Below are 21,790 nucleotides of genomic sequence, written 5' to 3'. Positions count from 1 at the left end.
ACATATTTTCTTACAAAATGTGAATATTTTTCGAATTTTTACTTTGGAAACATTTACAAACTGGACAATATGGTTCAAAATAAGAGGAAATAAAAAAACCCAAAATTATTCTTTTTTTGGAAAACTGTAACAAGGAGAGTTGCTTATGCAGATCGCAGAAACTGGAGATATCATTGAATTTAAAGGTGGAATGCAAGGCCGTGTTCAAAAAGTAAATCAAAATTCCGTTATTGTAGATATAACAATTATGGAAAATTTTAGAGAACTAGATATGGAACCTCTTACAGTTGTAAGTCATAAAAACTATACTGTCATTAATCAAAATGCATAATATAATAGAAAGAAAGGATCTGTATAACATACAGATCCTTTCTTTCTATCATATATTAACGATTATCAATTGTTTCTGGATATAGATCATGATTCATCATGCGGTAGTCTGCCATTTGTTCATATTTCGTTCCTGGGCGACCGTAGTTGCAGTAAGGATCAATTGAAATCCCTCCACGTGGTGTGAATTTACCCCATACCTCAATGTAACGCGGATCCATTAATTTAATTAAATCATTCATAATAACGTTCATGCAATCTTCGTGAAAGTCACCGTGATTGCGGAAACTAAATAAATATAGCTTTAAAGATTTACTCTCTACCATTCTTTGTTCTGGAATGTAGCTAATATAAATTGTTGCAAAATCTGGTTGGCCTGTTTTCGGACATAGGCTTGTAAATTCAGGGCAATTAAATTTCACAAAATAATCACGGTTTGGATGATTATTATCAAATACCTCTAAAATTTCTGGGCTATATTCAAATAAATATTTTGTATTTTGATTTCCTAGTAACGTTACATCTTTTAAATCTTCATCTAATCTTCCTGCCATTTTAAACATCCCTTCTCATTATACTCCGCGTTTATTTCCCCATACTAACGCATGAAGCTGTGGCAATACTTTTGCATCATTCATCTCTTTACAATTTACAGCTTTATCAATAAGCCACTCATACTTATCTAATAATTTTTTAATCAGCATCGCATCATCCACTGTTTTTGTATCATCATTCCCTACTTGTAAGAAAAATGGTACATCTGGATAACGTTCGTGCATCTTAACTGCATACTCAAAGTCATAGTCGTCAAACACTACTACCTTTAAACTAATATCTTTTCCTGCTAGTTTCTGAATAACAGCATCTAACTTCTGAAAATCAGTATTCATTGTCGAGCTTGGTGGTTTTGGAGAAATCGTTATCTCATCAATTTGAAGTAACCAATCTTGCCATTTACTCCCTTGTGTTTCGATTGCCGTCCGCATTCCATTCTCTTTTAATATAGAAAGAAGAAACTCAATATTTTTCAACAATGCTGGATTTCCACCTGAAATCGTAACATGAGAAAAATTTTCGCCACCAATTTCTACAAGCTCGTTCCAAACGTCCTCTGCTGTCATCTGTCTAATTTGATCCTTAGCCGATCCATCCCACGTAAAAGCAGAATCACACCATGCACAGCTATAATCACAACCTGCTGTACGGATAAACATCGTTTTTTGTCCCACAACCATTCCTTCACCTTGAATAGTCGGACCAAATATTTCTAAGACAGGGATTTTACTCATCGAGCATCCACTCCCGTCTTACTTCCGCATAACTAGTTGGCGTCTCGAAAAGACGAACAAATTCAACGCGAGCTCCTTTATATTCGTTCGCACGATTATCTTTTATTAATGCTTCTGCCATCTTTTCGTAAATCCAAACGACCATGTTTTCAGCAGTCGTATTCATCGCTGGTAACGTTTCGTTTAAATAACGATGGTCTAAATAAATTTCTATTTCATTCTTCCAAATTTCTTTTATATCTCCAAAGTCAATCGCAAGACCTATTTCATTCACATATCCACTAATACCAAATACAACTTTATATGTGTGACCATGTAAGTTTTTACATTTCCCTTCATAACAGTGTAAATGGTGTGCTGCATCAAATGTAAATTCCTTGCTGACCATTACTCTTTTATTATGATATTTAAGCTGCTTACGCTGAATATCCTTGTCCATTTTTTGCAAATTTTCTACGATGCGAAATCCAAAGAAGTTATCCATTAGTTACTCGCTCCTTCGCGCTCTTGTAGGTACGTATCTAATCCTGCTTTACGAAGTTGACATGCTGGACATTCACCGCAACCATCACCAATGATTCCGTTATAACATGTTAATGTTTTTTCTCGAACAAACTCGAATGCTCCAAGTTCATCTGATAATTTCCATGTTTCCGCTTTATCAATCCACATCAGTGGTGTATGAATTACGAACGGATAATCCATGGATAAATTTAAAGTAACGTTTAACGATTTCACAAACACGTCACGGCAATCTGGATAACCACTAAAATCAGTTTCACATACACCCGTTACAATATGACGTGCTCCAACTTGTTTTGCTAATACAGCAGCAAATGATAAGAATAGTAAATTTCGTCCATCTACAAACGTCGATGGTAATTCACCTTCTTCATGTGTAATCTCCATATCCGTTCTCGTTAACGCATTTGGAGCAAGTTGATTTAATAGACTCATATCTAGTACCGTATGTTTAATTCCTAGCTCTTTTGCAATTTCCGCTGCACAATCAATTTCTAGCTTATGACGTTGATTGTAATTAAACGTTACAGCCTCTACTTCTGCAAACTGCTCTATTGCCCAAAATAAACATGTCGTACTATCTTGTCCTCCACTAAAAACAACAACTGCCTTTTCTTTTTTCATTTCACTCATTCTCCTTCTCTACTACGAATAAGAAGAAAGAACGTTCTTGAACTGTCACAATAAAAAAACAAAACAATACCTAAAGATATTGTTGTTTCCATAGTTTTTTATAGAGGGAGTTCGCGAACCTCTCCCGTGCAATGCACGGAATTCCTTCTTTCATTGACAAAGCTTATTGTAACATATTGTATACTAACAGAAAAAATTTCTGACTTTTCCGCCATTTCTCATTTCATTTCTTTCATTTTATAGTATGATTAATTTAATGTGAGAAGAGAGGAGGCATCCTACTGAAACCCTTTATTATTTATCTCTTTTTAAATATATTATTCATCCTTGTTACCATGCTCGTATTCCATTTATTTTGGAATCAAAAAGGGAAACGCTCTCCTAAATTAAATTCAGCTATATTTATTACATTGTGTTGCCTCACTACCATACTATGTATTACTTTCGGAGCAAAAACAAATTATGGATTTCAATTTGATATGCGCCATATCGTATTAATTGTCGGTACATTAACAGGAGGTCCTATTGCTGGTGCTTCCATCTTAGTTGTATTAAACATATACCGCTTTTTATTAGGGGGAATAGGTGTATTCCCATCCCTTATCGCTTCGGTTTTACTGTTTATTGTTCTACTATTAACATACAAACTATTTAACCGAAGTTCTAATCGTATAAAAATAGCACTCGCTATCTTTTACAGTCTCATATTTGGCTTAGGGTGGATACCATCTTTCCTTTCAGAGGTTACAAATAGTGCAGATTACATACCACATATTATCGTATACGAAATATGTACAATAATTGGAACAATCCTTACTTTATATTTGCTACACATACTACAAATGCAAGTTCGTCTTCAAAACGAACTTATGAATGCTGAAAAATTCCATTTAATTGGCGAAATGGCCGCGTCCATCTCACATGAGATTCGCAATCCATTAACTTCAACAAAAGGGTTTTTACAACTTTTGCAATCAAATACATGCACTGAGCAAGAGCGAAAATTATATATCGACATAGCCATCAACGGAATCGAACAAGCAAATCATGTTCTTACAGACTATTTAACTTTCGCGAAACCAAGTATTGAAAAAGAACAACAGTTACAAGTAGAGGAAGAATTATTGCATGCCTTATCTTTAATCACACCTCTTGCTAATTTAACAAACGTTCGTATACACTACATCAAACAAAGTACATCTTTCTATATCGCTGGTGAAAAACAAAAACTGAATCAATGTTTATTAAATATTTTAAAAAACTGTATTGAGGCTATGCCTACAGGCGGTGATCTCGTACTTACTTTAGTTCCAGATCATAAACATATACAATTGTATATAAAAGATACAGGAGTGGGTATGGATCAAGAACAAGTAAAACGCCTTGGATCCCCTTTCTACTCAACGAAAGAAAAAGGGACTGGTCTTGGAATGATGGTCGTATTCAGTGTTGTGCAAGCTATGAACGGAAAAATTGATATTATAAGCGAAAAAGGGGCTGGTACAACTTTCTTATTAACTTTTCCACTCATACAAAAAACGTGATGAAATAATCATCACGTTTTTTCTGTTCCTTCAACTAATTCAGCAAAGGTTTTCACTTTTCCATGTGGTTTTTGATTTTCTTTACGTGCTTTCCAAGCGCGCTCTTCTTCTTTCTTTTTCTTGGACATACTTTTCAACTCCTTCTTTTCTTTCTCCATGTAGTATTCCAAAATAAGAAAGAAAACTATACACGTATCAAAAAAGAAGTGGTCTCCCACTTCCTTCTAATTATCGCTGTAAAATTGCGTGTTTCGCCTCTTTTAACTGCGTAAGATGTCTTTGTTCATGCAAATCAAGAAATTGAACCCACTGATACAAATTCAGATCATTAAAAACCGGATGCTTTAATCCATTTTCAAATAGATCTTTTTCATCTATCACACTATGAAGCGCGTGTAGTAGTTCTTGTCGTGAATGTTCTAGTAATTGAATTCCTTGCTGTTTTTTCATTAACGTTTCTGTTGGTTTCATTTGCTGAGGAGCTTCTCGTTTATGTGTGCGATCAAGCGTAAGTTGGAGGTCTTTAAATGGAGTCGTGTTTCTTTCATTTTTTTGTAAAGCATATACAAGGGCAGACGTAACGGATTGTTCAACTAAATGTAAATGATGCAAAATTTGAATAATACTCCATTTATCACGGCGCGGCTTTACATTCACTTCTGTATCATTTAACATTTCAATTTCTGATAATAGCGTGCTTCGGGTAGACTGTAACGAGTTCACCAAACTTTCTAAACTCACATCCATATTAGATTGAAGCATACTTCTTTCCCCCCTTTTTGTTGGTGAAAAAAGGTGCTCCTTATTAGAAACACCTTTTCAGTATTCTGAATTTTCTTTTATTATCTCATCATTTTCTCGTTATGTCGATGTTAAACATGTGAAAAAAAGCGCATGTTTTTTACAATTTTGTGTCGTCAATCGCATGTAGCCACGCTTCTATTTCTGTAATGACACTTTTCACACAACCTTCAGCAAATGGTGATGTTAAATTTGCAACTTCTACTAATTCCAGGAATGATTTACTTCCACCTTGTTGGCACAGATTTACATAATCTTCCCAAGCTTCTTGTCTATTATCTCTTGCACGTTTCCAAAATTGCAGTGCACAAATTTGTGCTAACGTGTAGTCGATATAGTAAAACGGCGAGCTATAAATATGTCCTTGACGTTGCCAGAAACCACCGCGCTCTAAATAATTATTATCTTCATAATCACGATGCGGCAAATACTTTTTCTCTATATTACGCCATGCTGTCTTACGCTCTTCTGGTGATGCTTCTGGATTTTCATATACATAATGTTGATATTCATCAACAGATACACCATACGGTAAAAACAGAAGCGCTGAACTTAAGTGAGAGAAATAATATTTATCTGCATCTTCTTCAAAGAATGACTTCATCCATGGCCATGTAAAGAATTCCATACTCATAGAATGAATTTCACATGCTTCATACGTTGGCCAATTGTATTCTGGAATTTCAAACTTACGGCTTTCATATACTTGGAAAGCATGACCAGCTTCATGTGTTAATACATCAATGTCGCCAGATGTTCCGTTGAAGTTTGAGAAAATAAATGGCGCTTTATAATTCTCAATATATGTACAATATCCGCCACCAGCTTTTCCTTTTTTAGCAACTAAATCTAATAAATCATTATCTAGCATGAAATTGAAAAATTCATCCGTTTCAGCCGATAACTCTTTATACATCGTTTTCCCATGATTAACAATCCAATCCGCATCTCCTTTTGGAGTTGGATTACCAGTAGCAAACTCAAAGTTTTCGTCGTAATACGCTAACTTCTCTACACCGATACGTGCTTGTTGTCGTTTTCTTAATTCCGTTGTAACTGGAACGATATAATCAAGTACTTGCTGACGATAATTCGCCACCATTTCCGCATTATAATCTGTACGGTACATTCTTGCATATCCAAGTTCAACAAAGTTTTTGAAACCTAAAGATTTGGCTATTTTCGTTCTCACTTTAACAAGCTCGTCATAAATACGATCTAACTCTTCCTCATTCTCAGCTAAAAATCCGTAATATGCTTCACTTGCTACTTTACGTTCACTTCTTTCTTTCCCTTGCATAAATGGAATAAGCTGTGATAACGTTCTTTCTTCTCCTGCAAAGTCAATTTTTGCAGATGCTAATAACTGTGTATATTGTGAAGACAATTTATTCTCTAATTGTAAATCTTTCACGACTTCATCAGAATATGTTTTCAAATCACACTCCGCTAAAGCAAATAATTGCCTTCCATAATACGCTTCTAATTCTTCACGGAATGGAGAATGAATTAACGCATTATAATACTTTGTACCATACCCTTGTACAACTGGAGAGAATTCATCAAAGAAATCCTGCTCTTCCTTATAAAAAGCATCTGTCGTATCAACAGAATGACGAATGTAACAAAGATTCCCCATCGTACCGAAGTCGTTGCGAATTTCGTTAATTGAATTGATGACTTGTTTTTGTTCTTCTACCGTTTTGGCGTTATCAAACTTCTCTAAAGCAACAGTAAACTTCTCTTTTAATTCTTCAATATTTGGCCTTTTATATTCATAGTCTTTAAATGACATGAACGAGCCTCCTCTCCATTATATGCATCCTTACTATAATTCAATGCTTACTTACAAATCTCCTCTTATTCTTCAGCAAAATACAGCAGACGCTGTCATAATTATATGTAAAAAAAGCCTTGGATTTCGTTATCCAAAGCTCCTTTGGAACATACTATTACTTTTCATACTTTCCAATCTTTTTTAATAGATCAAGTAATTCATCCTTTTCCTCTTTCGTTAACATTTCAAAAGACTGGTGTATAACTTGCTCATGCCCTGGAAAAATAGAAGCAATAAAGTTCTCTCCCGACTCAGTTAATTGTGCATAAATAACACGTCTGTCATTCGGGCACGGAATTCTCTTTACTAGTCCCTTTTTCTCTAGCTTATCTACAACATATGTAATGCTGCCACTAGCTATTAAAATACGCTCACCAATTTGCTGAAGTGGTTGACCACCTTTATGATATAGCAGTTCTAATACAGCAAATTCAGTTGGATTTAACCCGTTACTTTGTATAGATTTATTTGTAGTATCCATAACAGAACGATGTACACGAGATAATGCAATAAATACTTTTAGAGATTGAGAAATATCTTCTCGTTCATTATTTGATGTCATACAACTTTCAACCCTTCACTTAAATTCTCAGTAATAAAAAGAAAAAACAACTTAGTGCTTCATGTAAATTCCGAATGAGTATTCACTCATTCATTTCCTCTCCCCAAATATATTATGAATGATTCTTGAATAAAAACATGACAATTTTAACATAGTTTATATATAATGATAATAAAAAAGAAGGAGTACCAAATTTGAAAGTCAAATTCCACAGCATAGTTTTATATATATTGCTTGTTATCCTACCAACGATAGGGATTGGTGCTACATTTTATTCATATCATTCATATAAAATGAAGCAGGAAAACAAACTATCTGCTCACACGGTTCTCTTTTTATATAGAGACTATTTAGATCATCACCTTGGTGAAGCAATTTCCGCATTAGAAATGCTCTCAAAGGTCGTAGAAACCGAGACTGGAAATATAAATGGTGTGAAACAAATTGTACATGATACAGATGGAAACGATGCACGTTTTTCTGGTTTATATTACGCTACACCAGAAGGCATCATTACAATCGCATCCGAAGGCGACCGACCACCTGTTGATGTCTCAGATCGCAAATATATTCAAGACGTATTACAGACGAAAAAAACAACTGTATCATCAGTCATTACAGATCGTGTTCTTGGACATCAAGCTATTATGATTGCTTCTCCCATTTTCAATAAACAGAAGGAAATCTCAGGCTTATTGTTAGCAAGTTTACGCTTTGACTACATTTCAGTATCTTTAAATGCCATTAAGCCACAATACCACTTTGAAGTAACTGATAAACATGATGTAGTTTTTCTCACCGATGATAATAACGAAACAAGTGATGCACATTCTAATATGCTTACTACCCCACTCCAAAGATTAAATTGGAAGGTCTCTGTTTCTCCCTTGCCTATCCATCAAAAAACATTATATCAGTGGGTTTCAATAGAGTGTATAGCTACTTTATTTTTAATGTCTATTTTATTTTTACTTGCTCAATATATGTTATTAAAACGCCAAACAAAACTGGAAAGACAACAAAATGAACTACAAAAAATTGAATTGGTTGGCACTTTTGCAGCTAGTACAGCCCACGAAATCCGTAATCCTCTTACCGGAATTAAAGGACTCGTTGCTCTATTAAAAGAGAAATATAAAGATGAACAAGACCAGTTCTATTTTTCCGTCATCGAACAAGAAATAGAACGGATTAATGAAATTGTAAGCGAATTTCTTATTCTTGGAAAGCCAACTGCAATCATTGAACAAACATACGATGTGAGAAACATTCTAAATGAGGTAGCATTAATTATTCAATCTGAGGCGAATCTACATAACATTGTATTTCATTTACATTTACCAGACCATCCTGTTCATATCCGTTGCTCAAAAGACCATATGAAACAAGTGGTTTTAAACATTACAAAAAATGCAATTGAAGCCATGACTTCTGGTGACACACTAACTATTTCCGTAACAAACAATGAAACACACGCACAATTGCAAATTATAGATACTGGAAAAGGAATTCCAAAACATATTCAAAAACACCTCTTTCATCCGTTCTTTACTAATAAAGATACTGGAACAGGTCTTGGACTTGTCATATGTAAACGAATTGTAGAGATGTACAATGGGCATATTTTTATCGACAGTATAGAAAACGAAGGAACGACAGTTCATATCGAAATTCCGTTACACTTAGTATAATTATCCTTCTCCCAAAAGGGTAATTATACTTATTTCATAAAACCAGCCACAAGCATTCGCCAAAAATTACTCGATTTCCCTTCATACCCAATTTGAAAAATAGGTACCTTTATAATTGATAACCATTTTGGTGTTTGTTTTTCTTTATAACACTGGTACTGTAAAATAAGCTTGTCCAATTCTTGACTCACCTGAATCGTCTCCATACTATTTAACCCACTCGTTAAACCTAATTGAATCATTTCTTCACGTTTCATATGAATATCACGTGAAAGCTTTTCTAATGTGTACTTCCTTTTTACAGTAAACATTCATATCCCCCTTATTATACTTCCATGCTCTTAACTTCACTTCTCCATCGGCCTTTTAACTACTTAATCATATTTGAATTTGAAGAATCAGAAAATTTAACATTTTCTCCCTGTAATTTACAAATCTTTACCCTCACTTTGAGAATTATTACAAATTATTCTATCTTTGTAAATACATTCGCAATAATAGACATTTTTTTCATCTTCTTTTTTTACAAATACCAATTAAATAGCGGATTCTCTATTTTTCATATACTTTTCTTCGACATTTTTTGTTTAATTTATATAAAAACGCAAAACATAATGATGATTGATAAAGTGAAGTTTAATCATTGGGGATTTTGTTCATTCCTCACAGCTCGCAAATAGCGGGATCAAATAGAAAGGAAATATTTATATGCGCAAATATACGATTGCATTGCTTATCTTTACGATGTTTTTACCATCCTTCTTATTTCCTGTTCAAGCCAAAGCCCATACAAACAAAGTTGCTATTGTCATTGATGACTTCGGCAATAATATGAAGGGGACTGATAAAATGTTATCACTTCCTATTCCACTGACTGTTGCCGTTATGCCTTTTCTCCCTTCCACAAAGGAAGATGCGATAACGGCTCATAAGAAAGGGCACGAAGTTATTATACATATGCCAATGGAACCTATTAAAGGTAAAAAAGAATGGCTTGGACCAAAAGCAATTACAACTGATTTAAGCGACGAAGAAATAAATAACCGACTCGAACAAGCGATTCAAGAAGTACCTCATGCAATTGGGATGAACAATCATATGGGATCAAAAGTGACCGCGGACGAAAGAATTGTAAGGCTTATACTTGCAGCTTGTAAAAAACACGGTTTATTTTATTTAGATAGCAAAACAAACCCTAAGAGTGTTGTCCCAAAAATCGGGAAAGAATTAGGAGTGCCTATTATTGAAAACCAATTATTTTTTGATGATGTATATACAGCGGCACATATTTCAAAACAAGCCCAATTACTCATAAAAAAACTTCAAGAAAAACCAATTATGGTAGCTATCGGACACGTTGGACCTCCAGGTGAAATTACATCACGTGTTATAGAGTCTTCTATTCCTAACATTCGTGAACATGCAGATTTTATTTTTTTATCTGATTTAGCATTATCTCCGCCTCCTGTTTCAAAATAAAATTCATTACTCACACTAAAAAAGGTACCAATCTGCATATAGCAAATTGGTACCTTTCCTTTCCACCTTAAATATAATCTACATGGCTCACCCTGAATCCTTTTTTCTCTATTTTTTCGATTAATTGCTTCAATCTTTTTTCATTTAACTCATCCGCTATATTTACGATAACGCGGCGAATATATTGATCACCGTTATCTAGCGTAAATAGTCCACCGATATTAAAAGCTTTCAACAATGTCCCAAGTTCTTTAATCGTTCCCTTACAATCTTGTGTTGCAATTGTTAATATATAACCACCCGTCCTCATACCGAATGAATCTTCAATAACATCAAATATATTGGAATGCGTTAAGATACCGACAAATTCATTATAGTCATTTAGTACAGCTAAAAATGGAAGTCGACGAATAACATAAAATGCTCTAAAAAAAGAATCCTTTTCAAAAATACATGCAGAGGAATCTTCCAGCATATGTTCCGTATTTAATTTCTCTAATCCGATTTCACACTTCTTTTCTAAAAGATCTACTTTATAAATAATCCCCATGAATTTCTTTTCATCTTCTGCTAATACAGGGATTGCTCGAAATCCCGTTTCATTCATAATGTGCAAAGCCTCTTCACCTGAATCGCTTATTTTGCAAAATGTTACTTGCTGTTTTGGCAGAAAATGATATTTAACTCGCAAAATATGTTCCTCCTTACATGTCAACATGTAATCTATATATAATAAGGAGACCTATATTTTATGAGTGAAATTATTTTTAAAACGCTTTCATTTGTTTGTTGACTTGTAACGACATCACAAACATTTTATATAACAGAGCTCTTTGCACCTTTTATCATTAACAACTTTACATGGTAATTCATTAAATATTCTATACCCTCTAGCCATTTTTTCGCTTCTTCTGGAGTTTTCCCCCACACAATCATGCCATAATTATGAACAAGAACTACTCCTCCACCTTCAATAAAATTCGGTACATTTTCTTCTAATAAATCAGCAAATTTCTTCTCATCTTCTACAATGGGAATTGTCATTTCTGTTATACCTTCTTTTCCAAAAACACGTTCCACGCTACGTTTATCAAATGTTACTTCCCCTTCTTCTCCATATAACTCTGATATTAAATGGCTATCTACAGTCTGTACTTGTAAAATACATTCTGCACTACTCTTTTTATAAATATCCGCATGCATAAACGATTCTACAGCTGGTTTTTCTTCATTTTCAAATACTGGCTCACACATACAATTAACAACAATAAAGTCTTCTTCTGAAAATAACCCTTTATCTCTTCCCTCAACGTTTACTAAAAAAGTTAACGGCTCTTTTGACGTACAGAGTGATAAACTAATTTTTGTACCATAAAACCAATCACGAAGTGCCAATTCAGATTTCACATCTTTTAATTCATTCCATTTCTTTAGAAAAAATAACATTTCGTCACCCCCGGCATAATATTTATATAATGTTCGAATCCTTTCTATGTAAAAGGAGTATTTTTTGATTATTCTAAAAATTTAATTGAATTATCACATGAGAACGCCTTTTTGTCAATATAGTTTCACAGCTCTTCTTTAAAATGGGCCATTCATATATCTATACTCCTGTCTATTGCCTATTTCATTTTGTACATAAAAAATACGTTATTCTTATTAAATCAAAGAATAACGTATTTTCTCATCTTTTATTTCATTATCGCATTATATAAAAACTGTGCATATTGTTCACGTGTTACGAAATCATCACCTAAAAAGTTTCCTTTTCCATCACCTTTTGATATATTATTATCCGCTAACGCTTTCACATATCCTTCTGCCCAATGACCAGTCGGTACATCTGTAAAGTTCACTTTATTATTTCCATCTTCTTTTAACTGAAATACTTTATGTAATACTACAGACATTTCATATCGGGTTAATACTCCATCTGGACGAAACTCCCCAGTACCATCACCTTGCATAATTCCAGCTTGCGCAACTGCAGCAATATCATGCTCAAACATATGCCCTTTCGTATCTGTAAATCTCTCTTTCTGCTCTACTTTATTTTCTAATTTCAAGTACCTTTGTACTAAAGACGCAACTTGTCCACGAGTAATACGATCTCCAAATCCAAATTGTCCATTTCCATATCCCTTAAAAATATTCTCTTTCGCTAAATAATGAATTGCTTCTTCTGACCAATGTCCTTTTGGTACATCTTTAAATTCTACTACTTCTACTTTTTCATCCTCTTTAGAAGTATTATCCCCTTTACCTTCTACCACATTTTGAATTACCGATCCTGTAAAGAAGATTCCTGTATCCGCAAATGGATCTTTCACTCCAAACTCATATACTTTCTCACCTGGTGTGCCCCATTTCACTACACCATTACTATACGTACCACCATCACTCTTCAGACGAATTTTTGTAGATACCTCGCCGTCTTTTTCGTATATAGGTACTTTTACTTCTTTATTTACTTCTGTATCCTCTAGAAAGACTTTTTGGTTTTGAACATTAATATAAGCCTTCTTACTTAGTTCGATTACTGGTCTAACATCGCGAATTTCATTTGCAACAAAACTTAAATATACTAACTTATTCAACTTACTAACTGGCGATAAGTCTGAAATATAATTTGCTTCTAAATCAAGTTTTTGTAAGTTTACTAAACTAGATAATGCCGTAATATCTTTTAACTCATTATTAGGTAAATCTAATTCTGTAAGTTGAGTCATTTTAGCAAGTGATGTCACATCTTCTATTTGATTTTTCCCGATAAATAATTTACTTAATTGATTCATTTGATTAATGCCCGATAAATCTTTAACTTTATTACGTGTTAATACTAAGTCTTTTAAAGGTAATGAATATAGCGGTTTAATATCTTCAATTTGATTACCAGCTAAAGTCAAGTATGTTATATTTTTTAATGCGCTTAATGGAGCAACATTCGTAATTTTATTATTTGCTAAATTCAAGTAATCTAGTTGTTCCATTTTCGATAATGCTGTTACATCTTCTATTTGGTTTCCTGATAGATATAAACTTTTTACATTTTTCATTTCAACTAATGGTGCAACGTTTGTAATTTTATTATTACTTAAATCAAGAGATTCTAAATTATCCATCTTAACAAGTGGAGTTACATCTGAAAATTCATTACCACGCAAAGCTAAATGATTTAATTGCTTTAAGTTCGCAAAGAACGACGGATCTGTTATCTTCGCATTCGCAACTGTTAAAGATTTTAAATTTGGCATATATTTTAATGCACTATAATCAAGAATCTCATTCGTATTTAAAAACAAGTCCTTTACTTGTAATAACTCTTCTTTCGTAATTGGTGTATTTACATCTTTTCTATTAAATACTTTTTTATTAACAAGTTCTCTTAATTTGTTATCTGTTATCATATTTTGATTATCAACTGGATTATCCGTTTCCGTATTGCCTGAATTAGAGTTATCATCTGGTTTCTCTGTTTCTTTGTCACCTACAGTTGGATCTTTAATTTCAAATTGAACTTGATATTTGTGATCGTATCCAATAGCTGGAATAAGTATATGCATTTGCATATTGTGCTTCTTCTCAAACTCGCCAATTTCAAATTGAACTACTTTCGTCCCATTTTTTCTCTTATCTTCTGACAAAACTTTCACATCATGAAATACACCTGGTTGGTTTTTATCTTCTATTCTAAGATATTGAAAATAATCGCTATCTTGTATTGTTACAGTAACAATTTTTTTCCCGTCTGCAATCGCTACTTTAGGATCTTTTATATATTGAGAAACCATAGATGGCTCGTCTTTTTGGTCCTTATATATTTTAATCTCAGTATCGTACGTACGTTCACTAGCTGCTACCACCGATTGATTTGCTTCAACTTTTAGTGCTGCTAATGCTGGAGTAGAGTATGCAGCAAATGGAATTGCTAATGTTGTCGCTACTACTAACGCCTTCATATATTTTTTTTTCAAAATAATATCCCCTATCATATATATTTTAATTGATAACACTTATCAATTATCTACAAATAAATGATAATGAATATCATTATCATTGTCAATGAGAATATTACATTAAATTTATATTTCCAAAGGAAAAAATAAAAAGGCCCTTTATTCAAAGGGCCTTTTTACTTATCGTATGCAGAATTTCACTTTTTTCTTTTTCATTAATAAAACCAATTTTTTGCAAAATATTCGCATACAATACAAGTTTATTATATATCCGTTCTGACATACTTTCCCCCTTCTTTCCTTCGACCAACTTTTTTTGTATTGGTAAATTATATGAAAGAAATGAGAAAATGTGTCCACTTTTTGCATAAATCCAAATCTTTTATCCTGCTTTTTGCGGACCGTAAAACTTCCACCTCAAAATCAGGTGGAAGTTCCATTTATTTAGCAAATTGTCCATTGAATATTATGCTTTTTGACTTCCTCTTCAAAACTATAGGGCATTTTCTTATCACAAATTACATGTTGAATACGCGAAAACGCTGCTATTCGGTAATTTCCTTTTACCCCTACTTTTGTATGATCACATAAAATATAAGTTTTCTCTGCTAATTTCATCATCGCTTCTGACAGTTTTGCCTTTTCTAATTCAAAACTAGAAACCCCAAAACCAGGTAACAATCCATCAATCGACACGAATGCTTTATGAAAATGAAATTGCTGGATTACTTGCTGCGAAATAGACCCTGACACACGTGAATGCTTTGGGGATATTTTTCCACCAATAAATAAAACTTCACCATGAAACATCTTTTTATTAATAGAAGAAATTAATTGTGTGGCTACTGGAAATGAACTTGTTACAATCGTTAAATTTTTACGATGAACAAGATATGGCACCATTTGAAGTGGTGTACTTCCGTCATCAATCGCAATCACATCTCCATCTTCCACAAACGTTGCTGCCTTATACCCAATTCTCTTCTTCTCTTCTATATGCAGCATCTCTCGTTCTAACATTGGTGCCTCTATTCCAGCTCCCGGAAGTTGGACGGCACCACCGTACACTTTCTTTAACTTCTTTTCACGATCCAATTCTTCTAAATAACGGCGAATCGTCTCTGTCGATACAGCAAACTCTCTCGCTAACTCTGAAACTTTTACTTTCCCTTTAAACTCTACCTTCTCAAGAATGGTTCGCTTTCTTTCTTCACCTACTACAGACATAGCCTCACCCCATTGATTTCTACCTCATAAACTACCTTACTTATACAAAGTTATAACTTTCTTTTTCAGTAAAAACTTCTTCATGAATATGAATACCACGCTTTACCAGTTCATCAAAAATAATTTGTGGCTTTACAAAAGCTTCCTCAGGTGTCACAACCCCAACTTTATTTACTTGCCCTTTTGCGATTAACTCTGTAGCAATCCCAAATGGAATACCGACGTTTCTCGTATAAGCTCTCAATTTTTCCCATCCTACAACAGATCCATCAGATAACGGGTGTGTATGATATAATACGTGCCTTTGTTTCTCATTATTTTTCATACCTATTACTTCTACATGAAGTGCATAACCGTAAATTTCTGTTTCTTGTCCCTCTTTCGATTGCAATAAATACTTCGAAATACAATCCATAATGCCGATTTCTTCCCCATTTATTTCAACTTGATCATTACGCAATATACCGTAATCATATAACGCACGTACGAGTTGCATATTTTGCTTTGGCCAAGTCCCTCTCGTCTCTATCAGTTTGACGCCTTTATTTTTCAGTTCTTTTGCTAATGTAATCGTTTCAGAATGCGGGATTATATACTGCGTTTCCTTACCATAAGGCGCCGGTAATTCAATTTCTCTCGGACGCGCAAACGGAGGTACTTGCTTAAACTCACCATCTTCATACACTGTACGCGATGGTAAATGTGGATCATATTCATATGTCGTTGTTTCTGTAATTGATGCAGAAAAAGCAATCGGACGATACGAACCGTGACTGACACGAACTGATTCTACAGTATCTAGCTGATTTGCTGCATGCATTGCCATCATTTGCGTTACACCTGGCGTCATACCAAAACCAGGTAAACATGTTTTTCCATTTTGAACAAATATAGAATGTGAGTCATTTTCTTCACCAAATCCATTCAAATTCACACCGTGACAACCTGCTTCTGCAATACATCGAGTTGACAAACCATTTAGCTTTATCGTCGTGCCATCCATTACAATGTCATAGCCCTTCATTTTTGCAACCGTATCCTCATGATTCGTTACATCTACTTTCACAAAATCAACGCGAGGATCGTTAAGCCATTCTACTACTTTCAGACCTTCTTCTTCATTAAAATCAGCTACTGTAATCGTCTCAAAAGATGAAAATTGCACTAAATCTAAAATTGCTTCACGACAAATTTTACCTGCTCCACCTAAGCAAAATACTTTCAACCTATAACAACTCCTTTAGCAATACTATCAACTAAACGATTGATATCTGCCTCATGTACATCACCGATATTTCCAATACGGAATGTATCTACTTTTGAAATTTTACCTGGATAAATAACAAATCCATCACGCTTTAATTCATTGTATAACTGCCCAAAATCAAACCACTCTTCTGGATAAATAAAGGATGTAATAATAGGCGATTGATATTTTTCATCTACTAGTGACTTAAATCCGATTTCTCTCATTCTATTCACTAATAGTTTTTGATTGTTATAATATCGATTGTAACGCGCTTTTACTCCGCCCTCTTTTTCTAATTCAAGTAGTGCTTGATAAAAAGCATGTACAACATGTGTAGGTGACGTAAAACGCCATTTTCCATTTTGATTTTCCATCGTCTCCCACTGATCATATAAATCTAATGATAATGAACGTGCCTGCCCTTTACATTTCAACAATTCATCGCGCTTTGCAATAACAAAGCCAAACCCAGGAACCCCTTGAATACATTTATTCGCACTACTAATTAGAAAGTCAATTTGCAACTCAGCGATATCTATTTCAATGCCACCAAAACTACTCATTGCATCAACTAGTGTTACTTTTCCATATTGCTTCCCTAATTTACATACATCTACAATTGGATTGATAATACCTGTTGTTGTTTCACAATGAACAACTGCAATATGTGTAATCTCTTTATCTTGTTGTAATATCTTTTCTACTTCTGCAATATTAGTAGGCTCCCATTCTTCCGTTTGACTAACCACCACATCTATATGTAACATCTCTGCCATTTGTACAATTCTCTTACCGTACGCACCATTTGTACAAACAAGCAACTTTCCATTTCTAGGAATAACAGAACCAATTACTGCTTCAACTGAAAACGTACCGCTTCCTTGCATGAGAACAGTCGTATATTTTTCTTCTTCCTTCGTCGCTAACGATACAAGCTTAGCTCTTACATCTTGCACCATCGTGTTATATTCAGCATCCCACGTACACCAATCGTATAACATAACTTCTTTTACTGTTTTTGTTGTCGTTAATGGTCCTGGTGTTAATAATAAGTAGTGATTTTCAGTCATGATCCTATTCCCCTTTTATGAAATAATAAGTTCTTGTTTCTCGATATGTTCCATTACGCTTTCGAGTTCCTGCATCGTTTCTATCGTAAAGTGCGCCCCATTTTCAACGAAACGATTGCGAACTACTTCTATTTTTTCACGAAGTTCTACCGAATCCATATTCTCCACTTCCTCTTCCGTTAAACCGAGCTCGCTACTACCAAGAATGACACCAACTGTCCACATTCCAGCATTTCTTCCCTCTTTCATATCCGATACCGTGTCTCCAACTTTTATCATATGATTCATTGGATATACACCAAGTTCCATCGCATTTTTATAACACATCCACGGATATGGACGACCCGCCGGAACATCATCTGGCGTTACAAGAAAATCAGGCTTATACCCTTGTAGCGCTGCTTCTCTTGCTACAATATCCATCATTTCTCTCGTATAACCAGTCGTTGAACCAATTTTAATTCCTCTTTCACGTAAAGAAGCAATCACTTCTTTTACTCCATTAATCGGCGACGCATAGCGCGGTAAAATAGCGAAGAGAATTTCTTCAAATTCTTCATACATCTCCTGAACATCTGCTTCTGTTGGTAATTGTCCGAAAACACGATTCCACTCACTCGCAATACGAGGCATTTCTGTTAATGCCCTAACATGATCAATTTTCAATAACCCCATTGGCTTACGAGCTTCTTCTGCAGTAATTTCAACACCGCGTTTCTGGAAAATCTCCATAAATACTTCCAGTGGTGCAAAACATCCATAATCAACTGTCGTACCCGCCCAATCAAAAATAACTGCTTCTATTTTCATTCAATCCATCACCCTTCTTATTTATCCTTTTTGCCATTGTGAAGTTCGGTTACGAAGTGCTTTCGTTCCCCATTCATATACAACTCTTACTACAATATTTGTAACAACAATAAGTACACTCATTGCAGCTGCTGGTGCTACATTTCCTGCATCATCCATATTTACAATTGATACGGCAGCTAGTTTAAAATCAGCTGCATATAGGAATACGACTGCCGATACAGTTACCATTGAATTTACGAAGTAGTACATTACCATTTCTAAAATCGCCGGTAAACACATCGGTACTGTTACTCGAAAGAATGTTTTATAAAACGGAATTCCCATCGACTGTGAAACAAGTTCAAACTCTCGATCTAATTTCTTTAAAGCTGTCGTTGCTGTAACAAATGTTACAGAATAAAAATGAATGATATTGACTAGTACTAGCACAGCGATTGTCCCGTATAGAGAATGAAACGGATTCGTTACGGAAAGTCCAAAGATTTGTATGGTTGGTTGACTAAAGAAGAAGACATAGCCTAACCCAAGTACTAAACCTGGTATCGCTAAAGGGACGATAGAGAAAAAGTAACCTGCTTTTCGGAAAAATTGTAGCTGATCTATTTTCTCAATCGCATAAGCGAACATAAATGTTAAAACCGCTCCAATAACCGCTGTGATTGCTGAAACAATTACGCTGTTTTTAAACGCTTCAAGTCCATCTCCTGTTAAACTAGAAAATTTAAAATGCTCAAATGTAAAGCTCATATTATATGGCCATACCTTCACACTTGCCGCAATACCAACTGCCACAAATAATAGAATGATCATAAGCGTTACTACGCTACAATATATGAATGAAATAACATCACGTTTCTTATTATTTATTATTCTGTAAGGTACTGATTTGGAAGATAAGAGATTCGCCTGCTTTCTTTGCGTAATGCGATCAACTGCAAATGCAAATATAGCAGGGATTAATAAAATCATTCCGACAGTTGCACCCATCGGCATATTTTGCTGTCCAATTACTTGCTTATATACATCAGTAGCAAGTACATTATATTGTCCACCAACAATTTTTGGTGCCCCAAAATCAGTGAAACTAAGTGTAAACACAACGAACATCGCACTAATTAATCCGTACTTTACACTAGGTAAAGTAACAGTGAAAAATTGCTTTGTTTTACTCGCTCCTAACATATTAGAAGCTTCATATAAACGATAATCAGAGCCTTGAAAAGCAATTAATAATATAAGAAATGCTTGCGGAAATGTATACATGACTTCAGCCATTATAATTCCTACTGGTCCATATAAAGGGATTTGTATCCCTTCAAACAAACCAAACATTCCTTTCGTTACTAACCCTTGATTACCAAATAAATATGTCAGTGCGATACCGTGCATCATCGTTGGTGCGAATAGTGGTAACAACGCGATATATTGAAATACACGCTTCCCAAACACATTCGTACGAGCAATCGCATAAGCGTAAGCAAAAGCGAGTGTCACTGCAATAATTGTTGTCGCGCCCGAGATCCATATCGTATTTTGTAATGATTGAACTAGCGTTGGTGTTGTGAAATATTTACTGAAATTCGCAACACCAATGAAAGCCCCATCTTTATCGTAAAAAGCTTGTGTAAACAATTGTAATAGGGGTAATACAAGCATGATCAAAAAAGCAAGAAGCATACCAATAATTAATAGTCTTTGTATCCACTCTTCTTTACCAATACGTCTCTTAATCTTTTTTTTCGTACTTTCTACCTTGAAATTTTCTAACATCTCCATCTATACAATAACCTTCTTTCCATATGACAACATATGATTTTCTGAGAAAGAGATTTGAATCGGCTTTCCTTTTCTAATAGCGGTTTTTTCTACTTCTGATGCCAATATATCCACTACAATTTTCTCGTTATAAAGATGTGTTTTCTCTTCTACGACTCGCACTTCTGTCCGATATACAGATCCACGAAATTCCATACTTTCCACAACTGTTTTAATACCATCATTTTGTACAATTGTTACATGTTCAGGACGAATTGCATGTTCTTCATTATTTTTCGAAAAGAAATTAATAGAACCAATAAAATCTGCCACAAACGGATTGGCTGGTCTTTGATAAATCTCCTCTGGTGTTCCAATCTGCATAATTTCCGCATGATTCATTACAACAATCTTATCAGCCATCGTTAATGCCTCTTCTTGATCATGTGTGACCATAATAGTTGTTACTCCCACTTTTTCTTGCAAATCACGCATTTCTCTACGTAACTTTTCACGTACTTTTGCATCTAAAGCAGATAACGGCTCATCCAGTAACAAAATATCCGGAGACAGAGCGAGCGCACGTGCAAGTGCCACTCGCTGCTGTTGTCCACCAGACATTTGAGCAGGATATTTATCTTTTACATTCAGTAAATCAACTAGTTCCAACGCCTCTAGCGCTTTTTCTTTTACTTCTGCTTTTCCATATTTTTTTGTCTTTAAGCCGTATTCAATATTTTCAAGTGCTGTTAAATTCGGAAATAATGCATACGATTGAAACACCATTCCGAAGTTCCTCTTTCCAGGAGGTAATGCTGTAATATCTTTTCCATTCACAGCTATACTACCTGTTGTTGCCTCTTCTAGCCCTGCTAAAATTCGAAGCAATGTCGTTTTCCCACAACCACTTGGGCCTAATAAACATACAAACTCATTTTTTTTCACAGTAAAAGAAATATCTTTTAACGCTGTAAATGCATCAAACTGTTTTTGAATGTGTTGAATTGATAAATATTCGCTCATTTTTTC

The 21,790-nt window shown here is 34.5% G+C and carries 22 protein-coding genes and 1 riboswitch; of the genes, 4 read left to right on the top strand and 18 right to left on the bottom strand.

Annotation, left to right across the window (positions count from 1 at the left end; translation table 11 throughout):
• Positions 1-145: 145 nt before the first annotated feature.
• Entirely contained in the window at positions 146-331 is a 186-nt protein-coding gene (locus ACXVYO_RS05120) for a YkvS family protein (protein WP_001165081.1), read from the top strand.
• 55 nt (positions 332-386) lie between these two features.
• Here the strand turns inward: ACXVYO_RS05120 and queF are convergent, their stop codons facing one another.
• From queF to queC, 4 genes are read right to left on the bottom strand one after another with little or no spacing between them, the layout of a single operon-like run.
• Positions 387-884, bottom strand: a complete 498-nt coding sequence (gene queF, locus ACXVYO_RS05115) for a preQ(1) synthase (RefSeq protein WP_000918895.1) — start codon at positions 882-884, stop codon at positions 387-389.
• An 18-nt stretch (positions 885-902) separates the two neighbouring features.
• Complete coding sequence (queE, locus tag ACXVYO_RS05110) at positions 903-1,619, bottom strand: 7-carboxy-7-deazaguanine synthase QueE (protein ID WP_073517446.1); 717 nt, start codon at positions 1,617-1,619, stop codon at positions 903-905.
• Positions 1,612-2,103 carry a 6-carboxytetrahydropterin synthase QueD gene (gene queD, locus ACXVYO_RS05105; protein WP_000368410.1) on the bottom strand — a complete coding sequence of 164 codons (492 nt, stop codon included), beginning with the start codon at positions 2,101-2,103 and terminating at the stop codon, positions 1,612-1,614. Before queD ends, queE begins: the two co-directional genes overlap by 8 nt.
• Complete coding sequence (gene queC, locus ACXVYO_RS05100) at positions 2,103-2,765, bottom strand: 7-cyano-7-deazaguanine synthase QueC (protein ID WP_000711596.1); 663 nt, start codon at positions 2,763-2,765, stop codon at positions 2,103-2,105. Before queC ends, queD begins: the two co-directional genes overlap by 1 nt.
• Before the next feature lie 93 nt (positions 2,766-2,858).
• Positions 2,859-2,902: riboswitch (PreQ1 riboswitch) on the bottom strand.
• Positions 2,903-3,109: 207 nt separating this feature from the next.
• Between queC and ACXVYO_RS05095 the strand changes: the two genes are divergently transcribed.
• On the top strand, positions 3,110-4,318 hold the full coding sequence (locus tag ACXVYO_RS05095) for an ATP-binding protein (RefSeq protein ID WP_458466186.1): 1,209 nt from the start codon (positions 3,110-3,112) through the stop codon (positions 4,316-4,318).
• An 11-nt stretch (positions 4,319-4,329) separates the two neighbouring features.
• Here the strand turns inward: ACXVYO_RS05095 and ACXVYO_RS05090 are convergent, their stop codons facing one another.
• The 4 genes from ACXVYO_RS05090 to ACXVYO_RS05075 all read right to left on the bottom strand — a co-directional run bounded on the left by ACXVYO_RS05090 (position 4,330) and on the right by ACXVYO_RS05075 (position 7,518).
• Complete coding sequence (locus tag ACXVYO_RS05090) at positions 4,330-4,446, bottom strand: DUF6254 family protein (protein WP_274310576.1); 117 nt, start codon at positions 4,444-4,446, stop codon at positions 4,330-4,332.
• A 100-nt stretch (positions 4,447-4,546) separates the two neighbouring features.
• Positions 4,547-5,080, bottom strand: a complete 534-nt coding sequence (locus ACXVYO_RS05085; protein ID WP_000941973.1) for a DinB family protein — start codon at positions 5,078-5,080, stop codon at positions 4,547-4,549.
• A gap of 139 nt (positions 5,081-5,219) precedes the next feature.
• On the bottom strand, positions 5,220-6,914 hold the full coding sequence (locus ACXVYO_RS05080; protein ID WP_458466185.1) for a M3 family oligoendopeptidase: 1,695 nt from the start codon (positions 6,912-6,914) through the stop codon (positions 5,220-5,222).
• A gap of 157 nt (positions 6,915-7,071) precedes the next feature.
• The gene (locus ACXVYO_RS05075; protein WP_000203340.1) at positions 7,072-7,518 is read right to left on the bottom strand and encodes a MarR family winged helix-turn-helix transcriptional regulator; all 447 of its coding nucleotides are present in this window, start codon (positions 7,516-7,518) and stop codon (positions 7,072-7,074) included.
• Between the two features lie 194 nt (positions 7,519-7,712).
• On the opposite strand from ACXVYO_RS05075, the gene ACXVYO_RS05070 reads away from it, so the two are divergent.
• Complete coding sequence (locus tag ACXVYO_RS05070) at positions 7,713-9,209, top strand: DUF3149 domain-containing protein (protein WP_458466184.1); 1,497 nt, start codon at positions 7,713-7,715, stop codon at positions 9,207-9,209.
• 29 nt (positions 9,210-9,238) lie between these two features.
• On the opposite strand, the gene ACXVYO_RS05065 is transcribed toward ACXVYO_RS05070, so the two are convergent.
• Positions 9,239-9,520 (bottom strand): aspartyl-phosphate phosphatase Spo0E family protein, encoded by a 282-nt coding sequence (locus ACXVYO_RS05065; RefSeq protein ID WP_000495532.1) that lies wholly within the window; start codon positions 9,518-9,520, stop codon positions 9,239-9,241.
• Positions 9,521-9,917: 397 nt separating this feature from the next.
• On the opposite strand from ACXVYO_RS05065, the gene ACXVYO_RS05060 reads away from it, so the two are divergent.
• Positions 9,918-10,688, top strand: coding sequence for a divergent polysaccharide deacetylase family protein (locus ACXVYO_RS05060; RefSeq protein WP_458466183.1), 771 nt, complete (start codon positions 9,918-9,920; stop codon positions 10,686-10,688).
• 67 nt (positions 10,689-10,755) lie between these two features.
• Here ACXVYO_RS05060 and cbpA read toward each other — a convergent pair whose 3' ends face one another.
• The 9 genes from cbpA to ACXVYO_RS05015 all read right to left on the bottom strand — a co-directional run bounded on the left by cbpA (position 10,756) and on the right by ACXVYO_RS05015 (position 21,784).
• On the bottom strand, positions 10,756-11,379 hold the full coding sequence (gene cbpA, locus ACXVYO_RS05055; protein ID WP_458466182.1) for a cyclic di-AMP binding protein CbpA: 624 nt from the start codon (positions 11,377-11,379) through the stop codon (positions 10,756-10,758).
• A gap of 125 nt (positions 11,380-11,504) precedes the next feature.
• The gene (locus tag ACXVYO_RS05050; protein WP_458466181.1) at positions 11,505-12,134 is read right to left on the bottom strand and encodes a class II aldolase/adducin family protein; all 630 of its coding nucleotides are present in this window, start codon (positions 12,132-12,134) and stop codon (positions 11,505-11,507) included.
• A gap of 248 nt (positions 12,135-12,382) precedes the next feature.
• Positions 12,383-14,665: an NEAT domain-containing leucine-rich repeat protein gene (locus ACXVYO_RS05045; protein WP_458466180.1), complete on the bottom strand. Its 2,283-nt coding sequence runs from the start codon at positions 14,663-14,665 to the stop codon at positions 12,383-12,385.
• 426 nt (positions 14,666-15,091) lie between these two features.
• Positions 15,092-15,874: a DeoR/GlpR family DNA-binding transcription regulator gene (locus ACXVYO_RS05040; protein ID WP_088095651.1), complete on the bottom strand. Its 783-nt coding sequence runs from the start codon at positions 15,872-15,874 to the stop codon at positions 15,092-15,094.
• Between the two features lie 40 nt (positions 15,875-15,914).
• Positions 15,915-17,099, bottom strand: coding sequence for a saccharopine dehydrogenase family protein (locus tag ACXVYO_RS05035; protein WP_458466179.1), 1,185 nt, complete (start codon positions 17,097-17,099; stop codon positions 15,915-15,917).
• Entirely contained in the window at positions 17,096-18,193 is a 1,098-nt protein-coding gene (gene phnW, locus ACXVYO_RS05030) for a 2-aminoethylphosphonate--pyruvate transaminase (protein ID WP_327801247.1), read from the bottom strand. Before phnW ends, ACXVYO_RS05035 begins: the two co-directional genes overlap by 4 nt.
• Before the next feature lie 15 nt (positions 18,194-18,208).
• Positions 18,209-19,003 carry a phosphonoacetaldehyde hydrolase gene (gene phnX, locus ACXVYO_RS05025; RefSeq protein WP_458466178.1) on the bottom strand — a complete coding sequence of 265 codons (795 nt, stop codon included), beginning with the start codon at positions 19,001-19,003 and terminating at the stop codon, positions 18,209-18,211.
• 21 nt (positions 19,004-19,024) lie between these two features.
• A complete protein-coding gene (locus ACXVYO_RS05020; protein ID WP_458466177.1) occupies positions 19,025-20,782 on the bottom strand; it encodes a putative 2-aminoethylphosphonate ABC transporter permease subunit in 1,758 nt (585 codons plus the stop codon).
• On the bottom strand, positions 20,783-21,784 hold the full coding sequence (locus tag ACXVYO_RS05015; RefSeq protein WP_061678860.1) for a putative 2-aminoethylphosphonate ABC transporter ATP-binding protein: 1,002 nt from the start codon (positions 21,782-21,784) through the stop codon (positions 20,783-20,785).
• Positions 21,785-21,790 lie beyond the last annotated feature (6 nt).

The organism is Bacillus sp. BC08 (assembly GCF_054326875.1).
This window is presented reverse-complemented; position numbering and strand designations above follow the sequence as displayed.